General features: G+C 69.7%; 11 protein-coding genes and 1 tRNA gene. 9 read left to right on the top strand and 3 right to left on the bottom strand.

The features are described 5' to 3' along the window. Positions 1-168: 168 nt before the first annotated feature. The 9 genes from AC1RN5_RS10530 (at position 169) to AC1RN5_RS10490 (ending at position 11,286) form a co-directional block, all read left to right on the top strand. Positions 169-2,142 (top strand): hypothetical protein, encoded by a 1,974-nt coding sequence (locus AC1RN5_RS10530; protein ID WP_493041106.1) that lies wholly within the window; start codon positions 169-171, stop codon positions 2,140-2,142. An 82-nt stretch (positions 2,143-2,224) separates the two neighbouring features. Then, positions 2,225-4,504, top strand: coding sequence for an NADP-dependent malic enzyme (locus tag AC1RN5_RS10525; protein WP_493041105.1), 2,280 nt, complete (start codon positions 2,225-2,227; stop codon positions 4,502-4,504). Between the two features lie 182 nt (positions 4,505-4,686). Next, complete coding sequence (locus AC1RN5_RS10520; protein WP_493041104.1) at positions 4,687-6,786, top strand: TonB-dependent receptor; 2,100 nt, start codon at positions 4,687-4,689, stop codon at positions 6,784-6,786. Positions 6,787-7,404: 618 nt separating this feature from the next. After that, complete coding sequence (locus AC1RN5_RS10515; protein ID WP_493041103.1) at positions 7,405-8,328, top strand: MotA/TolQ/ExbB proton channel family protein; 924 nt, start codon at positions 7,405-7,407, stop codon at positions 8,326-8,328. 5 nt (positions 8,329-8,333) lie between these two features. Continuing rightward, positions 8,334-8,768: a biopolymer transporter ExbD gene (locus tag AC1RN5_RS10510; RefSeq protein WP_421931058.1), complete on the top strand. Its 435-nt coding sequence runs from the start codon at positions 8,334-8,336 to the stop codon at positions 8,766-8,768. Positions 8,769-8,777: 9 nt separating this feature from the next. Further along, positions 8,778-9,476: an energy transducer TonB gene (locus tag AC1RN5_RS10505; RefSeq protein ID WP_421931059.1), complete on the top strand. Its 699-nt coding sequence runs from the start codon at positions 8,778-8,780 to the stop codon at positions 9,474-9,476. A gap of 75 nt (positions 9,477-9,551) precedes the next feature. Then, a complete protein-coding gene (locus tag AC1RN5_RS10500) occupies positions 9,552-10,382 on the top strand; it encodes a LytTR family DNA-binding domain-containing protein (RefSeq protein WP_493041102.1) in 831 nt (276 codons plus the stop codon). A 40-nt stretch (positions 10,383-10,422) separates the two neighbouring features. Further along, a tRNA-His gene (locus tag AC1RN5_RS10495) sits at positions 10,423-10,499 on the top strand. Positions 10,500-10,605: 106 nt separating this feature from the next. Beyond that, on the top strand, positions 10,606-11,286 hold the full coding sequence (locus AC1RN5_RS10490; protein WP_493041101.1) for an isochorismatase family protein: 681 nt from the start codon (positions 10,606-10,608) through the stop codon (positions 11,284-11,286). Here AC1RN5_RS10490 and AC1RN5_RS10485 read toward each other — a convergent pair. The 3 genes from AC1RN5_RS10485 to AC1RN5_RS10475 are packed head-to-tail and all read right to left on the bottom strand — an operon-like array spanning position 11,258 to position 16,658. Continuing rightward, positions 11,258-12,466, bottom strand: a complete 1,209-nt coding sequence (locus tag AC1RN5_RS10485; protein ID WP_493041100.1) for a DUF6351 family protein — start codon at positions 12,464-12,466, stop codon at positions 11,258-11,260. The two genes, AC1RN5_RS10490 and AC1RN5_RS10485, sit on opposite strands and share 29 nt — an antisense overlap. Further along, positions 12,451-13,971, bottom strand: a complete 1,521-nt coding sequence (locus tag AC1RN5_RS10480) for a tannase/feruloyl esterase family alpha/beta hydrolase (RefSeq protein ID WP_493041099.1) — start codon at positions 13,969-13,971, stop codon at positions 12,451-12,453. The genes AC1RN5_RS10485 and AC1RN5_RS10480 overlap by 16 nt, the downstream gene beginning before the upstream one ends. Positions 13,972-14,027: 56 nt before the next feature. Beyond that, positions 14,028-16,658 (bottom strand): TonB-dependent receptor plug domain-containing protein, encoded by a 2,631-nt coding sequence (locus AC1RN5_RS10475; protein WP_493041098.1) that lies wholly within the window; start codon positions 16,656-16,658, stop codon positions 14,028-14,030. Positions 16,659-16,714 lie beyond the last annotated feature (56 nt).

Here is a 16,714-nt window from a genome sequence, read left to right as displayed (position 1 = left end):
CTCCTCTCATCCATAAAGACGCCCCAGCCAGGCATGGCCTGATTTGACGCGCGGTTCCGCCCGCCCGGACCTGTTCAGGCCGCAAGCTTGACAGCTCTGGATAATTGCGTTCGATGAACCTGCAATCCTGGCGAGCGTGAAGGGCCGGGTTTCGCGGAGAGGAACGCCATGCCGCCTCCACCCCATCGGATCGCCGTGGTGTTCGTGCATGGTCAGGGGGAGCAGACCCCCATGACCGACGTGGTGGAGCTGGCCAAATCCGTCTGGCGGACCGATCCGCGCGCCTCGCCGTCGGGCGTCGCCGATGTCTACAGCACTCCCATCTATGACGACGAGCAGTCCGACCAACGCCGGATCGTCACCCAGGTGGCGGACGGACGGCAGGTGGACTTCTACCAGTTTTACTGGGCCGACCTGATGGAGGGGAACCGCTTCACCCACCTGTGGCGGTGGTTCCGCGACCTGATGCTGCGCCGGCCCACCGAGGTGCCCAAGGCGATCTGGCCCATCCGACAGCTGGCCATGACCATCGCCCTGGCCACCGGAGTCTGGGGGGTGTTGTTCGCCGGGATCGTGACCCTGCCCGAGGCGCGTCCTGAGGCGGTGGGGCTGGCGGTGGCGCTCGGGGGCCTTGTCCTGGTCGCCCGGCTTCCCAGGATCGGGGTCTGGGCGGCGCAGCTGGCGGTCCTGGCCGCCATCGCCGCCGGGCTCTGGCTGTTTCCCGGCCTGCGCGACGGGGTGGGGCTGGCGGTGGCCGGGGGGCTGGTGCTCGCTGCCGTCGCCTTCGGGGCGCGGTCGCCGCCCCGCGACTGGTCGACCTTCACATCTGCAGGGTCCGCCGCGGGGTGGGCGGTCGCCGCGGCGGCCTTGCTGGCCGTCTTCGTGGGATTGCTGGCGGCGGGACCCGATCTGGCCCGCGGCCTGGGCTGGACGGTGCGCGACTTCGTCAACGCCGGGCTGCTGGCCCTGGCAGGCTACGCCGCCCCGATGCTGCTGATGCCCGACCGGCGCGCCCGTTGTCTCGCCCTGGGCGGCGCCCTGACCCTCGGCGCCCTGGGGGTCTCCCTCGCCGACAGCGCGCTCTTCGACGTCGACGGCATGTCGCTGGATTCGCGCGCGGCCGCCGTCATGACCTTGGTCGGCCTCGGCGCGCTGCTGGTGCTGGGCCTGAGGGCGAACGCCAGTTTCCTCACCCCGGTGATGACCGACTCCGCGCGCATGTTCTCCGGTTCGCCGGTGAACATCCCCAACCAGAACCGCATCCGCGCCCGCGGCATGCAGCTGCTCACCGCCCTGCATGATAGCGCCGGTCCGCGCCGCTACGACCGGGTGATCGTCCTGGCCCACAGCCTGGGCACTGTGGTGGCCTACCGCCTGCTGGCCCACTATTGGGGCAAGGTCTACGACCAGCTCGACCTGCTGGGCACCAAGCCCGCGGCCAGCGCCGTGGAGGCGGCCGCGGCCGCCCTCGAGGCCGCGCCGGACGACCTCGACCGCCTGCTGGACTGGCGCGAGGCGGTCCGCGCCTATGGCGTGGCGCTGAACACCGCCAGCGCGCCGGGCAAGTCCTCGCCCTGGCGCATCAGCGACTTCATCACCATCGGCAGTCCTCTCACCTATGCCAGTCTGCTGATGGAGGAGTCCGACGACGCCTTCCGCGAGCAGGTCAGGGTCTACAAGCGCCACCCCACGGCCCCGCCGCAGCCGCGCACCGACCAGGGGCCGAAGGCCGGCAAGATCTTCGAGGGGGTCTGGCCGCACCACGCCGCGCCCTTCGCGGCGACGGCCTGGACCAATCTCTACTTCCCCCACCATGCCATCGTGAACGGCGACATCATCGGCGGACCCCTGCGGGGCGGTGTGGACAAGGTGCGGTTGGGACACGGGATCGTCGACGTGCCCCTCGATCACGACGCCACCGTCTCGGGCTTCACCCATGGCGAATACTGGCGCTGGCCGGCCAGGGACGCCCTGGAGCTTCGCCCTCAGGCCGTCGGCGCCGCCGAGCCCACACCACCACCGCACGTGGCCGCCCTGCGTGACGCCTTCGGCCTGTTCGCCGACAAGCCGGGCGACGCCCGGGCCGCGGACGCGCGCCTGCTCGCCCCCGAGGCCTCCTATCCCTCGCCCGTCACGAAATAGCCGCGGCGCGCAGGAAAAGCGCCGCGACGCTTGAAGATCACGCCAGTCCATCGCAGAGGTCCCTCTGGGAGACCTGACCGCCATGGACGACGATTTCCGGAAAGCCGCGCTCGACTATCACCGCCTTCCCCGGCCGGGGAAGCTGTCGGTGGAGCCCACCAAGCGGATGGACACCCAGCGCGATCTGGCGCTGGCCTATTCCCCGGGCGTGGCCGCGGCCTGCGAGGCGATCGTCGCCGATCCCGCCGCCGCCGACGAGATGACAGCGCGCGCCAACCTGGTGGCGGTGATCTCCAACGGCACGGCCGTCCTGGGCCTGGGCAATATCGGCCCCCTGGCCAGCAAGCCGGTGATGGAGGGCAAGGCCGTCCTCTTCAAGAAATTCGCCGGCATCGACGTGTTCGACCTGGAGATCGACGCGCTGGATCCCGACCGCTTCGTCGACATCGTCGCCTCTCTCGAACCGACCTTTGGCGGGATCAATCTCGAGGACATCAAGGCGCCGGAGTGCTTCGCCATCGAGCGGGCCCTTCGTCAGCGGATGAATATCCCGGTCTTCCACGACGACCAGCACGGCACCGCCATCGTCTGCGCCGCCGCGGTGCGCAACGCCCTGGTCCTGCAGGGCAAGTCGTTGCCCGAGATCAAGCTGGTGACCTCGGGCGCCGGCGCCGCGGCCCTGGCCTGCGTCGACCTGCTGGTGCTGATGGGGCTGAAGCCCGAGAACATCACCCTGACCGACATCAAGGGGGTGGTCTATGAGGGCCGCGAGCCCGACATGCCCCCCAACATGGCCGCCTATGCGCGCCAGACCGACGCCCGCACCCTGCCTGAGGTCTTGTCCGGCGCCGACGTCTTCCTGGGGCTCTCGGCGCCGCGGGTGCTGAAGGCCGAGTGGCTGCCGCTGCTGGCGCCCAACCCGCTGATCCTGGCCATGGCCAATCCCGAGCCGGAGATCCTGCCCGAGCTGGTGGCCGCCGCCCGGCCTGACGCCATCGTCGCCACCGGCCGCAGCGACTATCCCAACCAGGTCAACAACCTGCTCTGCTTCCCCTTCGTCTTCCGCGGCGCCCTGGATGTCGGCGCCAGCGTGATCAACGAGGCCATGAAGCTGGCCGCCGTCGAGGCGATCGCCTCGCTCGCCCGCGCCGAGGCCTCCGAGGTGGTGGCCGCCGCCTATGGCGGGGCCGCGCCGCTGTTCGGCCGCGACTACATCATCCCCAAGCCCTTCGATCCCCGCCTGATCCTGCAGATCGCCCCGGCCGTGGCCAAGGCGGCCATGGACACCGGGGTGGCGCGCCGGCCGATCGCCGACTTCGCCGCCTACCGCACCGAGCTGGAGCGGTTCGTCTACCGCTCCGGCCAGCTGATGCGGCCGATCTTCGACGCCGCCCGCAAGGCGATGAAGAAGGTGGCCTATGCCGAGGGCGAGGACGACCGCGTCCTGCGGGCGGTCCAGACGGTGGTGGACGAGGGCCTGGCCCGGCCGGTCCTGGTGGGGCGGCGTGAGGTGATCCTCGCCCGCATCGCCGCACTGGGTCTGCGCATGCGGCCGGACGCCGAGGTGGAGATCCTCGACCCCGCCCAGGACCGTGAGGTCTTCGCCCCCCTGGTGGCGCGCTACCAGGACTTGGTGGGCCGCCGGGGGGCGCCGCCGGACGCCGCCGCCCGCCGCGTGGAGCGCCGGCCCACCGTGGCCGCCGCCATGCTGCTGGAGTCGGGCTATGTGGACGCCGCCCTCTGCGGCGGCTCCGGCGACTGGTGGCGGCACATGACCTATGTGATGCCCATCATCGACCGGCGGCCGGGCATCGACCGCATCCATGCCCTGTCGGCCCTGATCACCCGGGGCGGGGTGCTGTTCATCTGCGACACGCACATGAACCCCGACCCCACGGCCGAGCAGATCGCCGAGATGACGCGGCTGGCCGCCGACGCGGTGCGCGGCTTCGGCCTGGAGCCCAAGGCGGCGCTGCTCTCCCACTCCAGCTTCGGCGCCTCCAACTCCCCCAGCGCGCGCAAGATGCGCCAGGCGCTGACCCTGCTGCGCGCCCAGGTTCCGGACCTGGAGGTGGACGGCGAGATGCATGCCGACGCCGCCCTGCTGGAGGGCCTGCGCAATCGCCTGGTGGGGGACAGCGCCCTGAAGGGCGCGGCCAATCTGCTGGTCATGCCCAACCTCGACGCGGCCAATATCAGCCTGACCCTGTTGCAGGCGTCCACGGGCGCCCTGCTGGTGGGGCCGATGCTGCTGGGCATGTCCAAACCGATCCACGTCCTGATCCCCAGCGTCACCGCCCGGGGCATCGTCAACCTCACCGCCCTGGCCGCGGTGGAGGCGAGCACGGGATACATTCCCTAGGGCGTGGCGCCCTGCCGCCGGTTCGGGCGTCCGTCACGCGCGGGACATAGGAGGGGCGGGAAGGGCGCCCGCGCCCATTTTCCAGGCGCTCCAACGGTCGCCGAGGTTCTGGCCAGAAATCCGCTTGAGTGATGTTATGATATAACATAGTGGTCCCCGGGCTTGCTTTCAGGGGTTCCCACATGCGCGCCAAAACGCTTCTTCTCGCCGCGGTCTGCGTTTCGGCTCTTGGCTCCGGCCGGGCCATGGCGGAGGAGGCGGGCCCCACCGTCTCGGAGCTGATCGTCACCGGCGCGCCGTACGCCGTCTCCCTCGACTCCGCCACCACCAGTATCAATGTGGTGACCCAGGCCCAGCTCTCCACCGCGCCCCCGGTGGGGATCGGCGACCTGCTCAACGGCATGCCGGGTCTGCGCTCCACCGCCTACAGCCCCGGCGCCAGCCGTCCGATCATCCGGGGCCTGTCGGGTCCGCGGGTGCTGATCCTGCAGAACGGCGTCGGCCTGGTGGACGCCAGCTCGCTCTCCCCTGACCACGCCGTGGCTTCCGACCCCGGGGAGGCCTCGCGCATCGAGGTCCTGCGGGGACCCTCGACCCTGGCCTACGGCGGCTCGGCCATCGGCGGGGTGGTCAACATCCTCGACGAGCGGGTGCCCTCCACCCCGGCCACGGGCGCCGCGGATGGTCATGTGGCCGCCTCCTACGGTTCGGGCGACGACAGCTATTCGGTCTCCGCCGGACTGAAGGCGGGGAAGGGGCCCTGGGTCGTGGCTCTCGACGCGGTCCGGCGCGCCAGCGGCGACTATGACAGCCCCTCAAATCCGGTATCCTCCAGGTATGAAGCCGCCAATGGCGTCGCCGCCCTGCCGGACCGGGTGGTGAAGAACACCGATGTGGACCTCACCGCCTACGGGGTCGGTCTCTCCTATATCGGCGACCGCGGCTTCCTCGGCGCCTCGGTGAAGCGGACCCAGACCCAATACGGCGTGCCGTTCCCGCAGGTGGTCCAGGTCGGCCCGCCGCCGGCCGAGGGGCCGGTCTATATCGACCTCGACCAGACCCGCTACGACCTGCGCGGCGAGACCAGCCTCGAGACCGGGCCCTTCGAGAAGGCCCGCTTCTCTGTGGGCTACGCCGACTACGAACACCGCGAGGTGGACGTGGCCAGCGGCGCGGTGGGCACGACCTTCCTCTCCAAGGGCGCCGAGGGGCGCCTGGAGCTGGTGCAGCGCGAGCGCGACGGCTGGAAGGGGGCGGTGGGCGTCCAGGTGCTGGGCCGTGACTTCGAGGCCCTGGGGGCCGAGGCCTTCATCCCGCCGGTGAGCATCCAGGAGATCGGCGCCTTCCTGCTCCAGCGCCTGGACCGCGACACCTGGGGCGTGGAGGCCGGGCTGCGGATCGACCGGCGCACCCTGGACGCCGATCTCGGCGGCCGGCCCACCAGCGACGCGGCCGCCGCCCATGGGACCAACTGGACCACGGCGGCGGGCAAGCAGGACTTCACCAACGCCTCGGCCTCGGTCGCCGCCTTCTGGCGTCCGGCCAGCGACTGGTTCCTGGGCCTGAGCCTGGCCCACAACAGCCGCGCCCCCACCGAGTTCGAGCTGTTCGCCGACGGTCCCCATGGGGGCACGGGCAGCTACGAGATCGGCGATCCGACCCTGGACGCCGAGCAGGTCACCTCCCTGGAGGCGACCCTGCGGTGGACGGGCGACAACGGCCGGGTCGAGGCCCACATCTACAGCGCCGGCTACAAGGGCTTCATCGACGAGATGCGCACCGGCCTGTTCGTCGACGACGCCGGGGCGATCGATCCGGCCGGCGAGTTGCCGGTGGTCCGCTTCACCCAGACCGACGCCACCTTCTATGGCGGCGAACTGGAGGGCGCCTACGACCTCTGGCGCGGCGGGGACGGGGTGCTGTCGGCCGAAGGCTCCTATGACTATGTCCACGGCCAGACCGACGTCGGCCCGCCGGCGCGGATCCCGCCCTATTCGGTCACCGGCCGCCTGGTCTGGAAGGCGCCGCGCCTCGAGGGGCAGGTGGAGGTGCGCCACGTGGCCGAGCAGGGACGGCTCAGCGCCTTCGAGCTGCCGACGGACGCCTACACCCTGCTCAGCGCCCGGGTGTCCTGGCGCCCCCTGGCCGACCAGGACTTCAAGCTCTTCCTCGACGGCCGCAACCTGACCAACCAGGAGGCGCGCGAGCACACCTCCTTCCTGAAGGACATCGCTCCGCAGCCGGGCCGCACCCTCCGCGCGGGCGTCACCTACAGCTTCTAGGGTCCGGCCGGGGCCCGCGCCGGAGGACTGTGGCCGCCAGGCCATGGCCGGCGGCTTCCGCGCGCGAGTCGACGCCTCTGAGCTTGACGGCTCGGCCCCGGACTCCCATTTGCCTCCCACGACGACGACATGACCGAAAATCAGGCGCGGGTGCGCCGGAGCTGTTCGGCGACCGTGTTATTTCAAGACCGGCGTTCCGTCGAAATTGCTGCAACGCAGCACATAAATTCCCTCGCAAGTAGAAAAACGATCGGGAATACTTGTGTAATGCGTTGTGCGGTGCAGCAATACCGTATCTTCCGACACATCCATATGCTTGCGCTTGGCGGTCCCCCCCCTTGACGCTTGGAAAAGGGGTTGCCAAAGCACCCCTGCCGCACGTCTAACATAGCGGTAAGACTTCAACTTCCCCTCGGGGAGGGCGAGGTCGCTCCCGCCACCGGAACACGACCGTCGCGCCTTGCGACACGGGTTACGGGGTCGGGCGCAGCGATAGCGGCTCCGTTGTTCCTTTCGTGGTTACGCGAGGAACGGCGGGCATTTTCAATTGGGGTGGAGACGCTCTCGCGCGACGACCCTCGGTCCAAACGTGCTAGACCAATCAGGAACTGGCGACAGATGCTCGACAACAAACGAACGACTCCTTTCATCGCTCTCATTGGCGCCCTGGCGCTGATGGCGAGCGCGCCGGCGTTCGCGCAGGACGCCGCCGCTCCGGCCGCGCCTGCCGCTGACGCCGCCGCCGCGGCTCCCGCCGCTGATGCCGCCGCCGCTCCGGCTACCGACGCCGCCGCTGCTCCCGCCGCCGAGGCCGCTCCGGCCGACGCTGCTGCTCCGCCCCAAATGAAGAACGCTGGCAAGCTCAGCGTCATTCAGATGGCCCTCGACGCGCAAGCCGTCGTGAAGGTCGTCATGATCGGCCTGGTGCTCTGCTCCATCTTCTCGTGGACCCTGCTGGTCACCAAGCTGCTCGAGTACGGCTCTCTGAACCGTCAAACGGACCGCTTCCTTGAAGCCTTCCGCTCGGCCAAGTCGATCAACGACATGGGCCGGATCGGCATGTCCGACGAATTCGAAGGCAATCCGCTGGCCGATATGGCCGCCGCGGCCGCCCAAGAAGTCGAACTGTCCCGTCAGGCGGGCCTGGCTGTCGCCGGCGCTCACCGTGAAACGGTTCTTCACCGTGCGGAAAACGCCGTGGCCGCCGTGCAATCCTCGCTCGGCCGTCGCCTCTCCAGCGGCATGCAGTTCCTGGCCTCGGTCGGTTCGTCCGGTCCGTTCATCGGTCTGTTCGGCACCGTCTACGGGATCATGACCTCGTTCATCGGGATCGCGAACACCAACACCACCAACCTGGCCGTCGTCGCTCCCGGTATCGCCGAAGCGCTGCTGGCCACCGGTATCGGTCTGTTCGCCGCCATCCCGTCGGTTATCTTCTACAACTACTTCCAGACCCGCATCTCCGCTTACGGTGCGCGTACCGAAGGGTTCGTGGCTGAGCTGATGAACGCCATCTCCCGGCAGCTCGACAAAGGGGCCTAATCACCATGGGCGCCAAACTCTCAGGTTCTGGGGGTGGCAGGTACGCCGTGGAAGCGAACAGCGAGATCAATGTGACGCCCTTCGTGGACGTCATGCTGGTCCTCCTGATCATCTTCATGGTGGCGGCTCCCATGGCCGCCGTAACGGTGAAGGTCGCACTTCCCGACGCGGTGGCGAAGCCGTCTACCAACCCTCCTAAGCCGGTCTACATATCGATCCAGGACTCCGGCCGACTCTTCATTGGGGACTATCCCACTGAGATCGCCACCCTGGGCGACGACCTGCGGAAGAATATCGGCAACAAGCGCAATCCGGAGAAAGAGCGGATCTTCATCCGCGCCGACAAGAACGTCCTCTACGGGGACTTCATGGGCGTGATGAACCAGCTCCAGGACAACGGGTTTTATAGCGTGGCGCTGATCGGCGAAGACAAGCAGTAGGGGTGGAGCATGGCTGAAGACATCACCCACCCCGGGCACAATCCGTTCGATGCGCCGGTCAAAAAGCGCAACAACGGTGTGACGGCCGCCATCATCGGCTCCATCATCGTGCACGGCGTGGTCGGCTTTTATCTGTGGAAGGCCAAGTTCCACTCGGAGTTCAAGGAGTACTCGGACGACGTGACGGACGTGGCGATCATCAAGCCCGCCCCGCCGCCGCCGCCCCCGCCGCCTCCGCCTCCGCCGAACACCCCGCCGCCGCCGCCGCCGAAGCTGCAACCGCGGCCTCCGGTGAACGTGCCGGCGGACATGCCGACGATCCCCCCTCTGCCGGTTCCGCCGGTCGAGAAGCGGATCGAGGAACCGAAGCCCCCGGCTCCGGCCCCCGTGGCGCCTCCGCGCCCGTCGGTCATCTCGAACCCTGACTGGGCCCGCAAGCCCAGCGGCGAAGACATCGCCCGGTACTACCCGGAGCGGGCTCAACGGATGAACGTTGAAGGCCGTGCGATGATCAGCTGCACGGTCACGGCCAAGGGAACCCTGGAAGGCTGTTCTGTGGTCTCGGAAGATCCGAGCGATCAGGACTTCGGCTCAGCGGCGCTGAAGCTGAGCAAGCTCTTCAGGATGAAGCCCAAGACCCTCGACGGTTCGCCCGTCGACGGCGGCAGCATCCGGATCCCGATCCGGTTCACCCTGCCGAAGGGCTGACCCCAAAGGTCGCTTGAAGATATTGGCCCCGGAGGTTCGCCTCCGGGGCCTTTTCTTTGCGCTATGCTCAACCCCATGACCCACGCGAGTCCGTCCAGGGGAGGGGATAGCGCCGACGATCGCCGGGGCGATGTCCTGTTCGTCGGCCTCTTCGCCGCCTTCTGCGCGAGCGTGATCGCCGTCGATATCCTCAGCGTCCTGCATGACCGCGCCGAGGCCGGCGCGCCGGTCTCCTGGTGGGAGCCCGCCGTCTGGGAGACCTCCAGCGGCCTGGTGATGGTGGCCCTGCTGCCCGCCGTGCTCTGGCTGGTCCGGCGCGCGCCGCCCCGCCTGTCGGGTCCCTTCGGCTGGATCGCCGCGCACCTGGGCGCCGCGCTCGCCTTCTCTCTCGTTCACGTCGTCGCCATGGGCCTGTTGAGGAGCGCCGCCTATCTGGTGCTGGGCGCGGTCTACGATCCCCTGGGGCCGCTCGGCGACTGGCCCTACGAGTTGCGCAAGGACCTGCTGGTCTATGCCGGGACGGTGGCCTGCTACCCCATCTGGCGCGAGGTCCGCGCCCGCCGCGCGCCGCCGGCCGACCCCCTCGCCGCCATCGAGGTGCGAGACGGCGCACGCCGTCGCTTCGTGCCGGTCGCCGACCTGATCTGGGTGGAGGCGGCGGGCAACTATGTGCAGCTGCGGACCCGCGGCGCGACGATCCTGCACCGCGCCTCCCTGGCGGCCATGGAGCGCCGGCTGGCGGCCGACGGCTTCGTCCGTATCCACCGTTCCCGCCTGGTCAGCCGCGCCGCCATCGCCGAGGTGGACACCAAGCCCTCCGGGGATTTCAACCTCCGCCTGACCTCCGGCGAGACCCTGGCCGGCAGTCGGAGATTTAGGGCCGGGGTCCTGTCGTCCGCCGCTTGATCCTGGCGCCGCGCCCGACTAGAACACGCCTTCGCGATGCGCCGCCTTAGCTCAGTTGGTTAGAGCGCCGGTTTGTGGAACCGGAGGTCCTCAGTTCAAGCCTGAGAGGCGGTACCATCGCTGATCCGCCGTCCCGGCGGTTTCCCCACGCAGTTTCAGCCTTGTTCCCGCTCTGTTCGCGCGGCGGCGAATCATGTCTGCTCCTCGTCAGGGAGCGACGACCATGGAAGCCTTGCTGCACGACTGGCACATCGAGCCCCGTGAATACGCGCGTCAGGAAGACCGCCGGGGACGCCGCCACGCCTATGAGCAGATCACCGCGGAACAGACCGCCCTGCTGGTCATCGACATGGTGCCCTTCTTCCTGAACGAGCTGCCCTACACCCGCGGCATCGTCCCCAATATCCGCGCCATCGCCGACGCCCTGAGGGCGGCCGGCGGGACGGTGGCCTGGGTGCTGCCCACCAACAGCGCCCCGACGCCGGCCTCCACCGCATTCTATGGCGAGCGGGTCGCGGCGATGTACGCGGCCAGCGGCGGGGCGGGGAGCCTGGCCGAGCGGCTCTGGCACGAGTTCCAGGTCCACGAGGGCGACGTCCTGGCCGAGAAGTCGGCCACCAGCGCCTTCTTCCCCGGCCGCTCGACCCTGCCGCCGCTGCTGGCGGCGCGGGGGATCGACACCGTGCTGGTGACCGGCACCCTGACCAACATCTGCTGCGAGTCCACCGCCCGCGACGCCAGCACCTTGGGCCTGCGGGTCATCATGGTCGCTGACGGCAATGCGGCGCGCCGCGACCAGGATCACAACGCCGCCCTCTACAATGTCTACCGCAGCTTCGGCGACGTGCGGCCCACCGACGAGGTCCTGGGCCTGATCAGGGCCGGAGCAGCCGTCCCGGCTTGAAGGCCACGAAGGGCGCGCGGGGCAGGGGCGCCCAGCGCCCGGTCTCCACCCGCTGCGCCAGGATATCCACCGCCGCCGCCAGCTCCTCGGGCTGGAAGGCGCAGTGGCCGGTGCGGGCCACAAAGACCTGGCGCAGCAGCCTCCCCTTGCCCCGGGCCGCCACCTTGGCGGCGTAGGAGCCCTCGTTGGCCGAGACGGTCAGGGGATCGTCGGTGGTGTGCAGGGTCAGGACCGGCCGGGTCAGGGCGCCGGTGGGGACGTAGTGGGCGGTCAGATAGGCCACCGCCCGCGGATCGGCCGCCTGGCGGGGGGCGGCGTTCACGGCGGCCAGGTCCTGGTCCAGGTCCAGCCCCGCCGCGGCATAGGCCCTGGCGACCTCGGCCCGCGCGCCCGTCGCCCTCAGCTGCCGGCGATAGTCCACGCCGGTGTTCCAGGAGAACACCCCGCCGGCCCGGCGCTCCTGGTCGGCGCGCGGGAAGAAGACCCCCATCACGAAGCTCTTGAGCTGGTCGTCCAGGGTCGCCCCGGGCAGTTGGGCCAGGGCGGCCACCAGGGCAAGCCGCGCCCGCCCCTGAGGCGTCTGGCGCGCCTGGGCGACCACGGCGCCCGCCCGCTCGGCCACCGCGCGGTCATCGACCCCGCCCACCAGTCTCAGGTCCGGCGCCAGCAGGGTCTTGAAGGCGAAGGCAGCGTCGAAGGCTCCGTTCATCATCGGGATCGCCCCGCCCGCCGAACCGCACATCGGCAGGGCCCCGTCGAACCGTTCCGGATGCCGCTCGATCAGGGCCGCGGTGGTCAGGCCGCCCATGGAGGACCCCCAGGCCAGGGTGTGCTTGGGTTTGCCGATCCGCGTGGCGAAGGCGTCCAGGGTGGCGATCTGGTCGGGGACGGCGTCCTCCACCGCCCAGCCGGTGCTGGCGTAGGACGATCCGGCCAGGGCGTAGCCCCTGGCCAGCAACAGGGGCCTCACGGCCTCGCCCGGCGCGTTCTGGGCCGGGTTGGCGGGGCCGCGCGCATAGCCGTGGCTGAACAGCAGCAGGGTCCCGTTCCAGCCCTCCGGAACATCGATGAGATAGGTCGCCCCATTGGGCAGGGTCCCGGTCTCATGGCGGGGCGCGGCGGGCGCTCGGGTGGCCAGCAGGGCGGCCAGGGCGGTGACGAAGATCAGGCCTTTGCGCATGTGAAGTTCGCCGCCTCGTCGGCGCCGCCGGTTCCCTTGTAGCGCGCGACCCTGGGCCAGGCGCAGAGCGGACGGGTCCGCACCACCTTCTCGCCCACGACCTTGGAGGCCACGATCCGCTCGGGCGCGCGATCCTGCTCCACCCAGGCGACGATGGCCGCCAGCAGGTCATGGTCGGGATCGTCGATCGGCGCCGGTCGCCCCGAGCCGCCGAACAGGTCCGGACCCGCCCCGCCGCCGCAATGGAGCACGCCCGGTGCCAGGAACAGGCGGGTGAAGCTGTCAGCCGCCTTGGCCCCCATCCGGGCCCGCACCCGGCCGTAATAGTCCAGCGACTGCCTGGCCCCGATCGAGGGGTCCATCCAGCCCTGATAGAGGATGAACTTGCCGCCGCGCGCCTTGAAGCCGGTGAGGTCGGTCTGGTCGGCGGCCAGGGTCGGCATGGTCTGGCGCACCAGGTCCAGATCCCTGGTGACGTCGAAGGTCATGGCGTCCCAGTCGACGTCCCGGTGCGCCCCGTCGGCGAACATGGCCCGCAGCAGGGGGGAGGGCGGTCCCGGCCGCGTCCGCACCCCGGGGACCAGGCCGGAGTCCAGATCGCGTCCCGCGCTGTCCTTCAGGGGCGCGTAGATCCAGCGCACCATGGCGATCTGGGCCGGCGTCAGGCATCGCCCGGCGAGCTTCCCGCATGTCAGGGCGTCCAGGTCGAACCGGCAGGCGAGCGGCTGCTCCACCACGCCATCGACCACGCCGTCCCTGGCGTCGCAGTCGCTGACCGCCCGCGTCGTCACCAGGTCCCAGTCCGCGTCGGTGAGGGCCGCCGTCGGGCGGCGCATCTCCTCCACCGCGATGGCCATGAAGCGGGCCGACTGGATCATCATGTAGGGGCCGGGGGCGCCGGCGACGATGCCGTCATAGTCGTCGGGATAGGACTGCAGCTCCTTCAGGGCTTGCCGCCCGCCGCCCGAACAGCCGATGAAATAGGCGTGCGCCGTGGGCTTGCCGTAATAGGCCGCCGCGATGGCCTTGCCCGTCACCGTCATCAGGTGCTCGGCGCGGTGGGCGTAGTTCTCCACCTTCACAGGATCGAGCATCCAGTGCGGCTCGGTGATCTTGTGGCCGGAATCGGTGGTGGCCGCGGCGTAGCCCCGCTCCACCCCGCGAGCCAGATCCGAGTAGTTGTAGATGCCGGCGTCGCCGCCCACGCCCGCGCCCAGGAAACGCCCGGTCCAGCGGTCGGGCGCCGGCAGCCACAGCTCGAAGCCGATCCCGCCCTCGATCGTCCCCTCGACCCGGCAGAACGGGGTGGAGACGACGGCGTTGTAGCTGCGCTGCTGCGGGGGGCTCCAGGTGGGGGCCGGCGCCACCGCCGTGGCCGCGGTGATCTCCACGTCCTTGAGCTTCAGCCCCTTCAGGTCGCCACAGTCGGCGGCCCGGGCCAGGGCCGGGGCGGCCAGGCCCAGCGCCAGGGCGCAGGCGGCGAGGGAAAGGCGCGGGGCGGCCATGGCGTGCTCCAGAACGTGGCGGACCGGAGCGGGGCGGCCGCTCCGGTCCTTGGGACCTACCAGCGCTTGTCGAGGGAGATCCCCACCAGGCGGCCGATGGGATTGGTCATCTGCGGGTCGTAGCCGCCCGAGATGTCCACGAAGGGCGGGTCGCGGTCGAACAGGTTCTGGGCGTCGAAGGCCACCCTCATCCCGTCGAACCAGCCGCCGCGCCGGCTCAGGTCGTAGCCCAGGTGCAGGTCGACGGTGGTGTAGGCGTCCACCTTCTTGGCCGGGGTGACGGTGTTGTTCTTGTAGGCCCCGACGAAATTGACCGCGGTGCGGGCGCTCCAGGCGTCGTTGCGCCAGGCCAGCTCGCCGCGCATGCGCAGTTCCGGCGGATAGTTGATGGTGTCCACCACCGGGCTGATCGGCGCGCCTGGGGCCGGCGACAGGTCGAACTTGGTGAAGTACTCGCCGCTGACGCTGGCCTCCAGATCGCCGAAGCTGGTGGTCCAGTCGTAGCCGACGTCGAAGTCGAAGCCGCGGATGATGTTGGTGCCCAGGTTATGGCGGCGGCCGTCCTGGATGTACTTCACCAGGGCGACATTGATCGGCGTGTTGGTGACGTACTGCGCCTGCAGGGCCGCGATCTGGGCCGGGGTCGGGTTTCGGATCAGGAACTGCGAATAGAAGGGCAGGGAGAGCAGGCCCGCCGTGCCGCGCAGGGCGACGATCTGGTTCTCGTAGTCGACCTTGAAATAGGTGACGTTGGCGTGGAAGCCGGGGATGGCCTCGGGGCGCAGGTCGACGCCGAAGGACCAGGTCTTGGCGGTCTCGGGCTGCAGGTTCGGGTTGCCGCCGGCGATGCCGATGCCCTGGCTGGTGCCGGTGGGGGAGGACGGATCGGGCAGGGTGTCGCCGTAGAGGCCCGCCCCGCCGCCGATCGGGCTGTTCTCCGCCAGGCTGGGCGCGCGGAAGGACTTGCCGTAGCTGCCGCGGAAGCTGACCCCGTCCATCAGTTCCCAGGTCAGGCCGATCTTCGGGTTCTTGGTGGTCCCGACGTCCGAATAGTCCTCGTAGCGGCCGGCCAGGGACAGATCGAGCCTCTGCACCAGGGGCAGGTTCATCTCCGGGCCCACCAGGGGCACGTAGAGCTCGGCGAAGGCCGCCCCGATGTTGCGGGTGACGTTGGAATAGGCCGTGGTGGTGGCCGGTCCCGGGGCGCCGCCGAACAGGTTGGTGACCAGCTGCTCCTCGCGGTACTCCGCCCCCACCGCCAGCCGGACCTTGCCGCCGGGCGCCGTGAACAACGGGCCGTCGGCCTGCACATTGTAGGTCTTCAGGCCGGTGCGGGCCTGGATGATGAACTGGCCGCTGGAGACCTTGGCGATGGTGGCCGGGTTGTTGGCCCCGCCGAACACGTTGAGCGCCGTGGCCGGATTGGTGTCGGCCAGGGCCGCGACCCCGCCGGCGGCGTAGTAGTTGGAGCGCTGCTTGTTGAGGTCGTCGGAACGGCCGTAGCTGGCGAAGGCCTGGGCCTTCCACGCGCCGGGCAGCTTGATCTCGGCGCCGGCCGTCAGCTCGCCCGAGGACGAACCCGACGAGACGTAGTTGTACCCGAAGTCCTTGAAGAACGAGTAGTTCACCGACTCCGAGGTCCCCGCCGGGGCGCCGGGCGGGCGGACATAGAAGGGATTGGTGGCGGGCACCGTCAGGGACGAGGTGATGATGTTGCGGTTCACCACCTGGCGCTTGGAATAGAAGCCCTCGGTGAACAGGCTGATGCTGTCGTTGATGTCCTGGCGCGCCGACAGGACCACGCTGTTCTTCTGCTGTTCGGGGATGATGTAGTTGTACTTCAGGTTGTCGCAGAGGTTGGTGGCGGGCACGAGGGACGCCGCGTTGGCCGCCGTCACCCCGCCGGCCGGGATCGCGTAGGTCACGCCACTGATGATGATGTTGCCCGGATTGCACTGGTTGGCCCGCAGGTCGCGACCGCCCCGCGCGCGCAGGTCGGAGGTGTAGAAGTCGCGGTCGGTGGCCTTGAGCGGGGTGTTGTAGGTGTGCTCGAAGGCGATCATCGCATTGCCGCTGTCCCAGCTCTTGCCCAGCAGCTGGCTGATCTGGTGGCTCTCGTAGCCGTCGGCCGAGGAGATCCGGGCGTTGGTCTGGGCCCCGTCGAAATTCTTGCGGATCAGCAGGTTGACCACCCCGGCCACGGCGTCGGAGCCGTAGATGGCCGAGGCGCCGTCCGGCACCACCTCGACCCGCTCCAGGGCCAGGAAGGGGATGACGGAGGGATCGGTGAACTGGCCCTGCGTCCCCGCCGCCGGGAAGCGCTTGCCGTTCAGCAGCAGCAGGGTGGCGTTGACGCCCACGCCCCGCAGGTTGACCCCGGAGCCACGGGTGGCGTTGGCCGCCCCGTTCTGCGCCGTCGAGGCGGTGGCCGAGGGGCCCAGGCCCACCACCTGCGGCACCTTGCGCAGCAGGTCGGCGGCCGAGGACGTGCCGCTCTGGACGATCTTTTCCTGGCTGATGGCCACGACGTTGGAGCCGACCGCCTCGACGCCGCGGATGCGGCTGCCGGTGACCACGACTTCGGTGAGTTCGGCGTCCTGGGCGCTGGCCTGGCCCGCGCCGAACGTCATCAGGGCGCCCAGCGCCGCTCCGGCCAGATAACAGCCGCGCATCTTCAGTCCCGACATCGATAATCCTCCCCAGGGATCGGACGCTCTTGGCGCCGTTTGGAGGATTGATTGTA

The organism is Phenylobacterium sp. GW821-FHT12F10, from assembly GCF_058806695.1.
The sequence above is the reverse complement of the archived record's forward strand: the minus strand, read 5'-3'. Positions and strand labels throughout refer to the sequence as shown.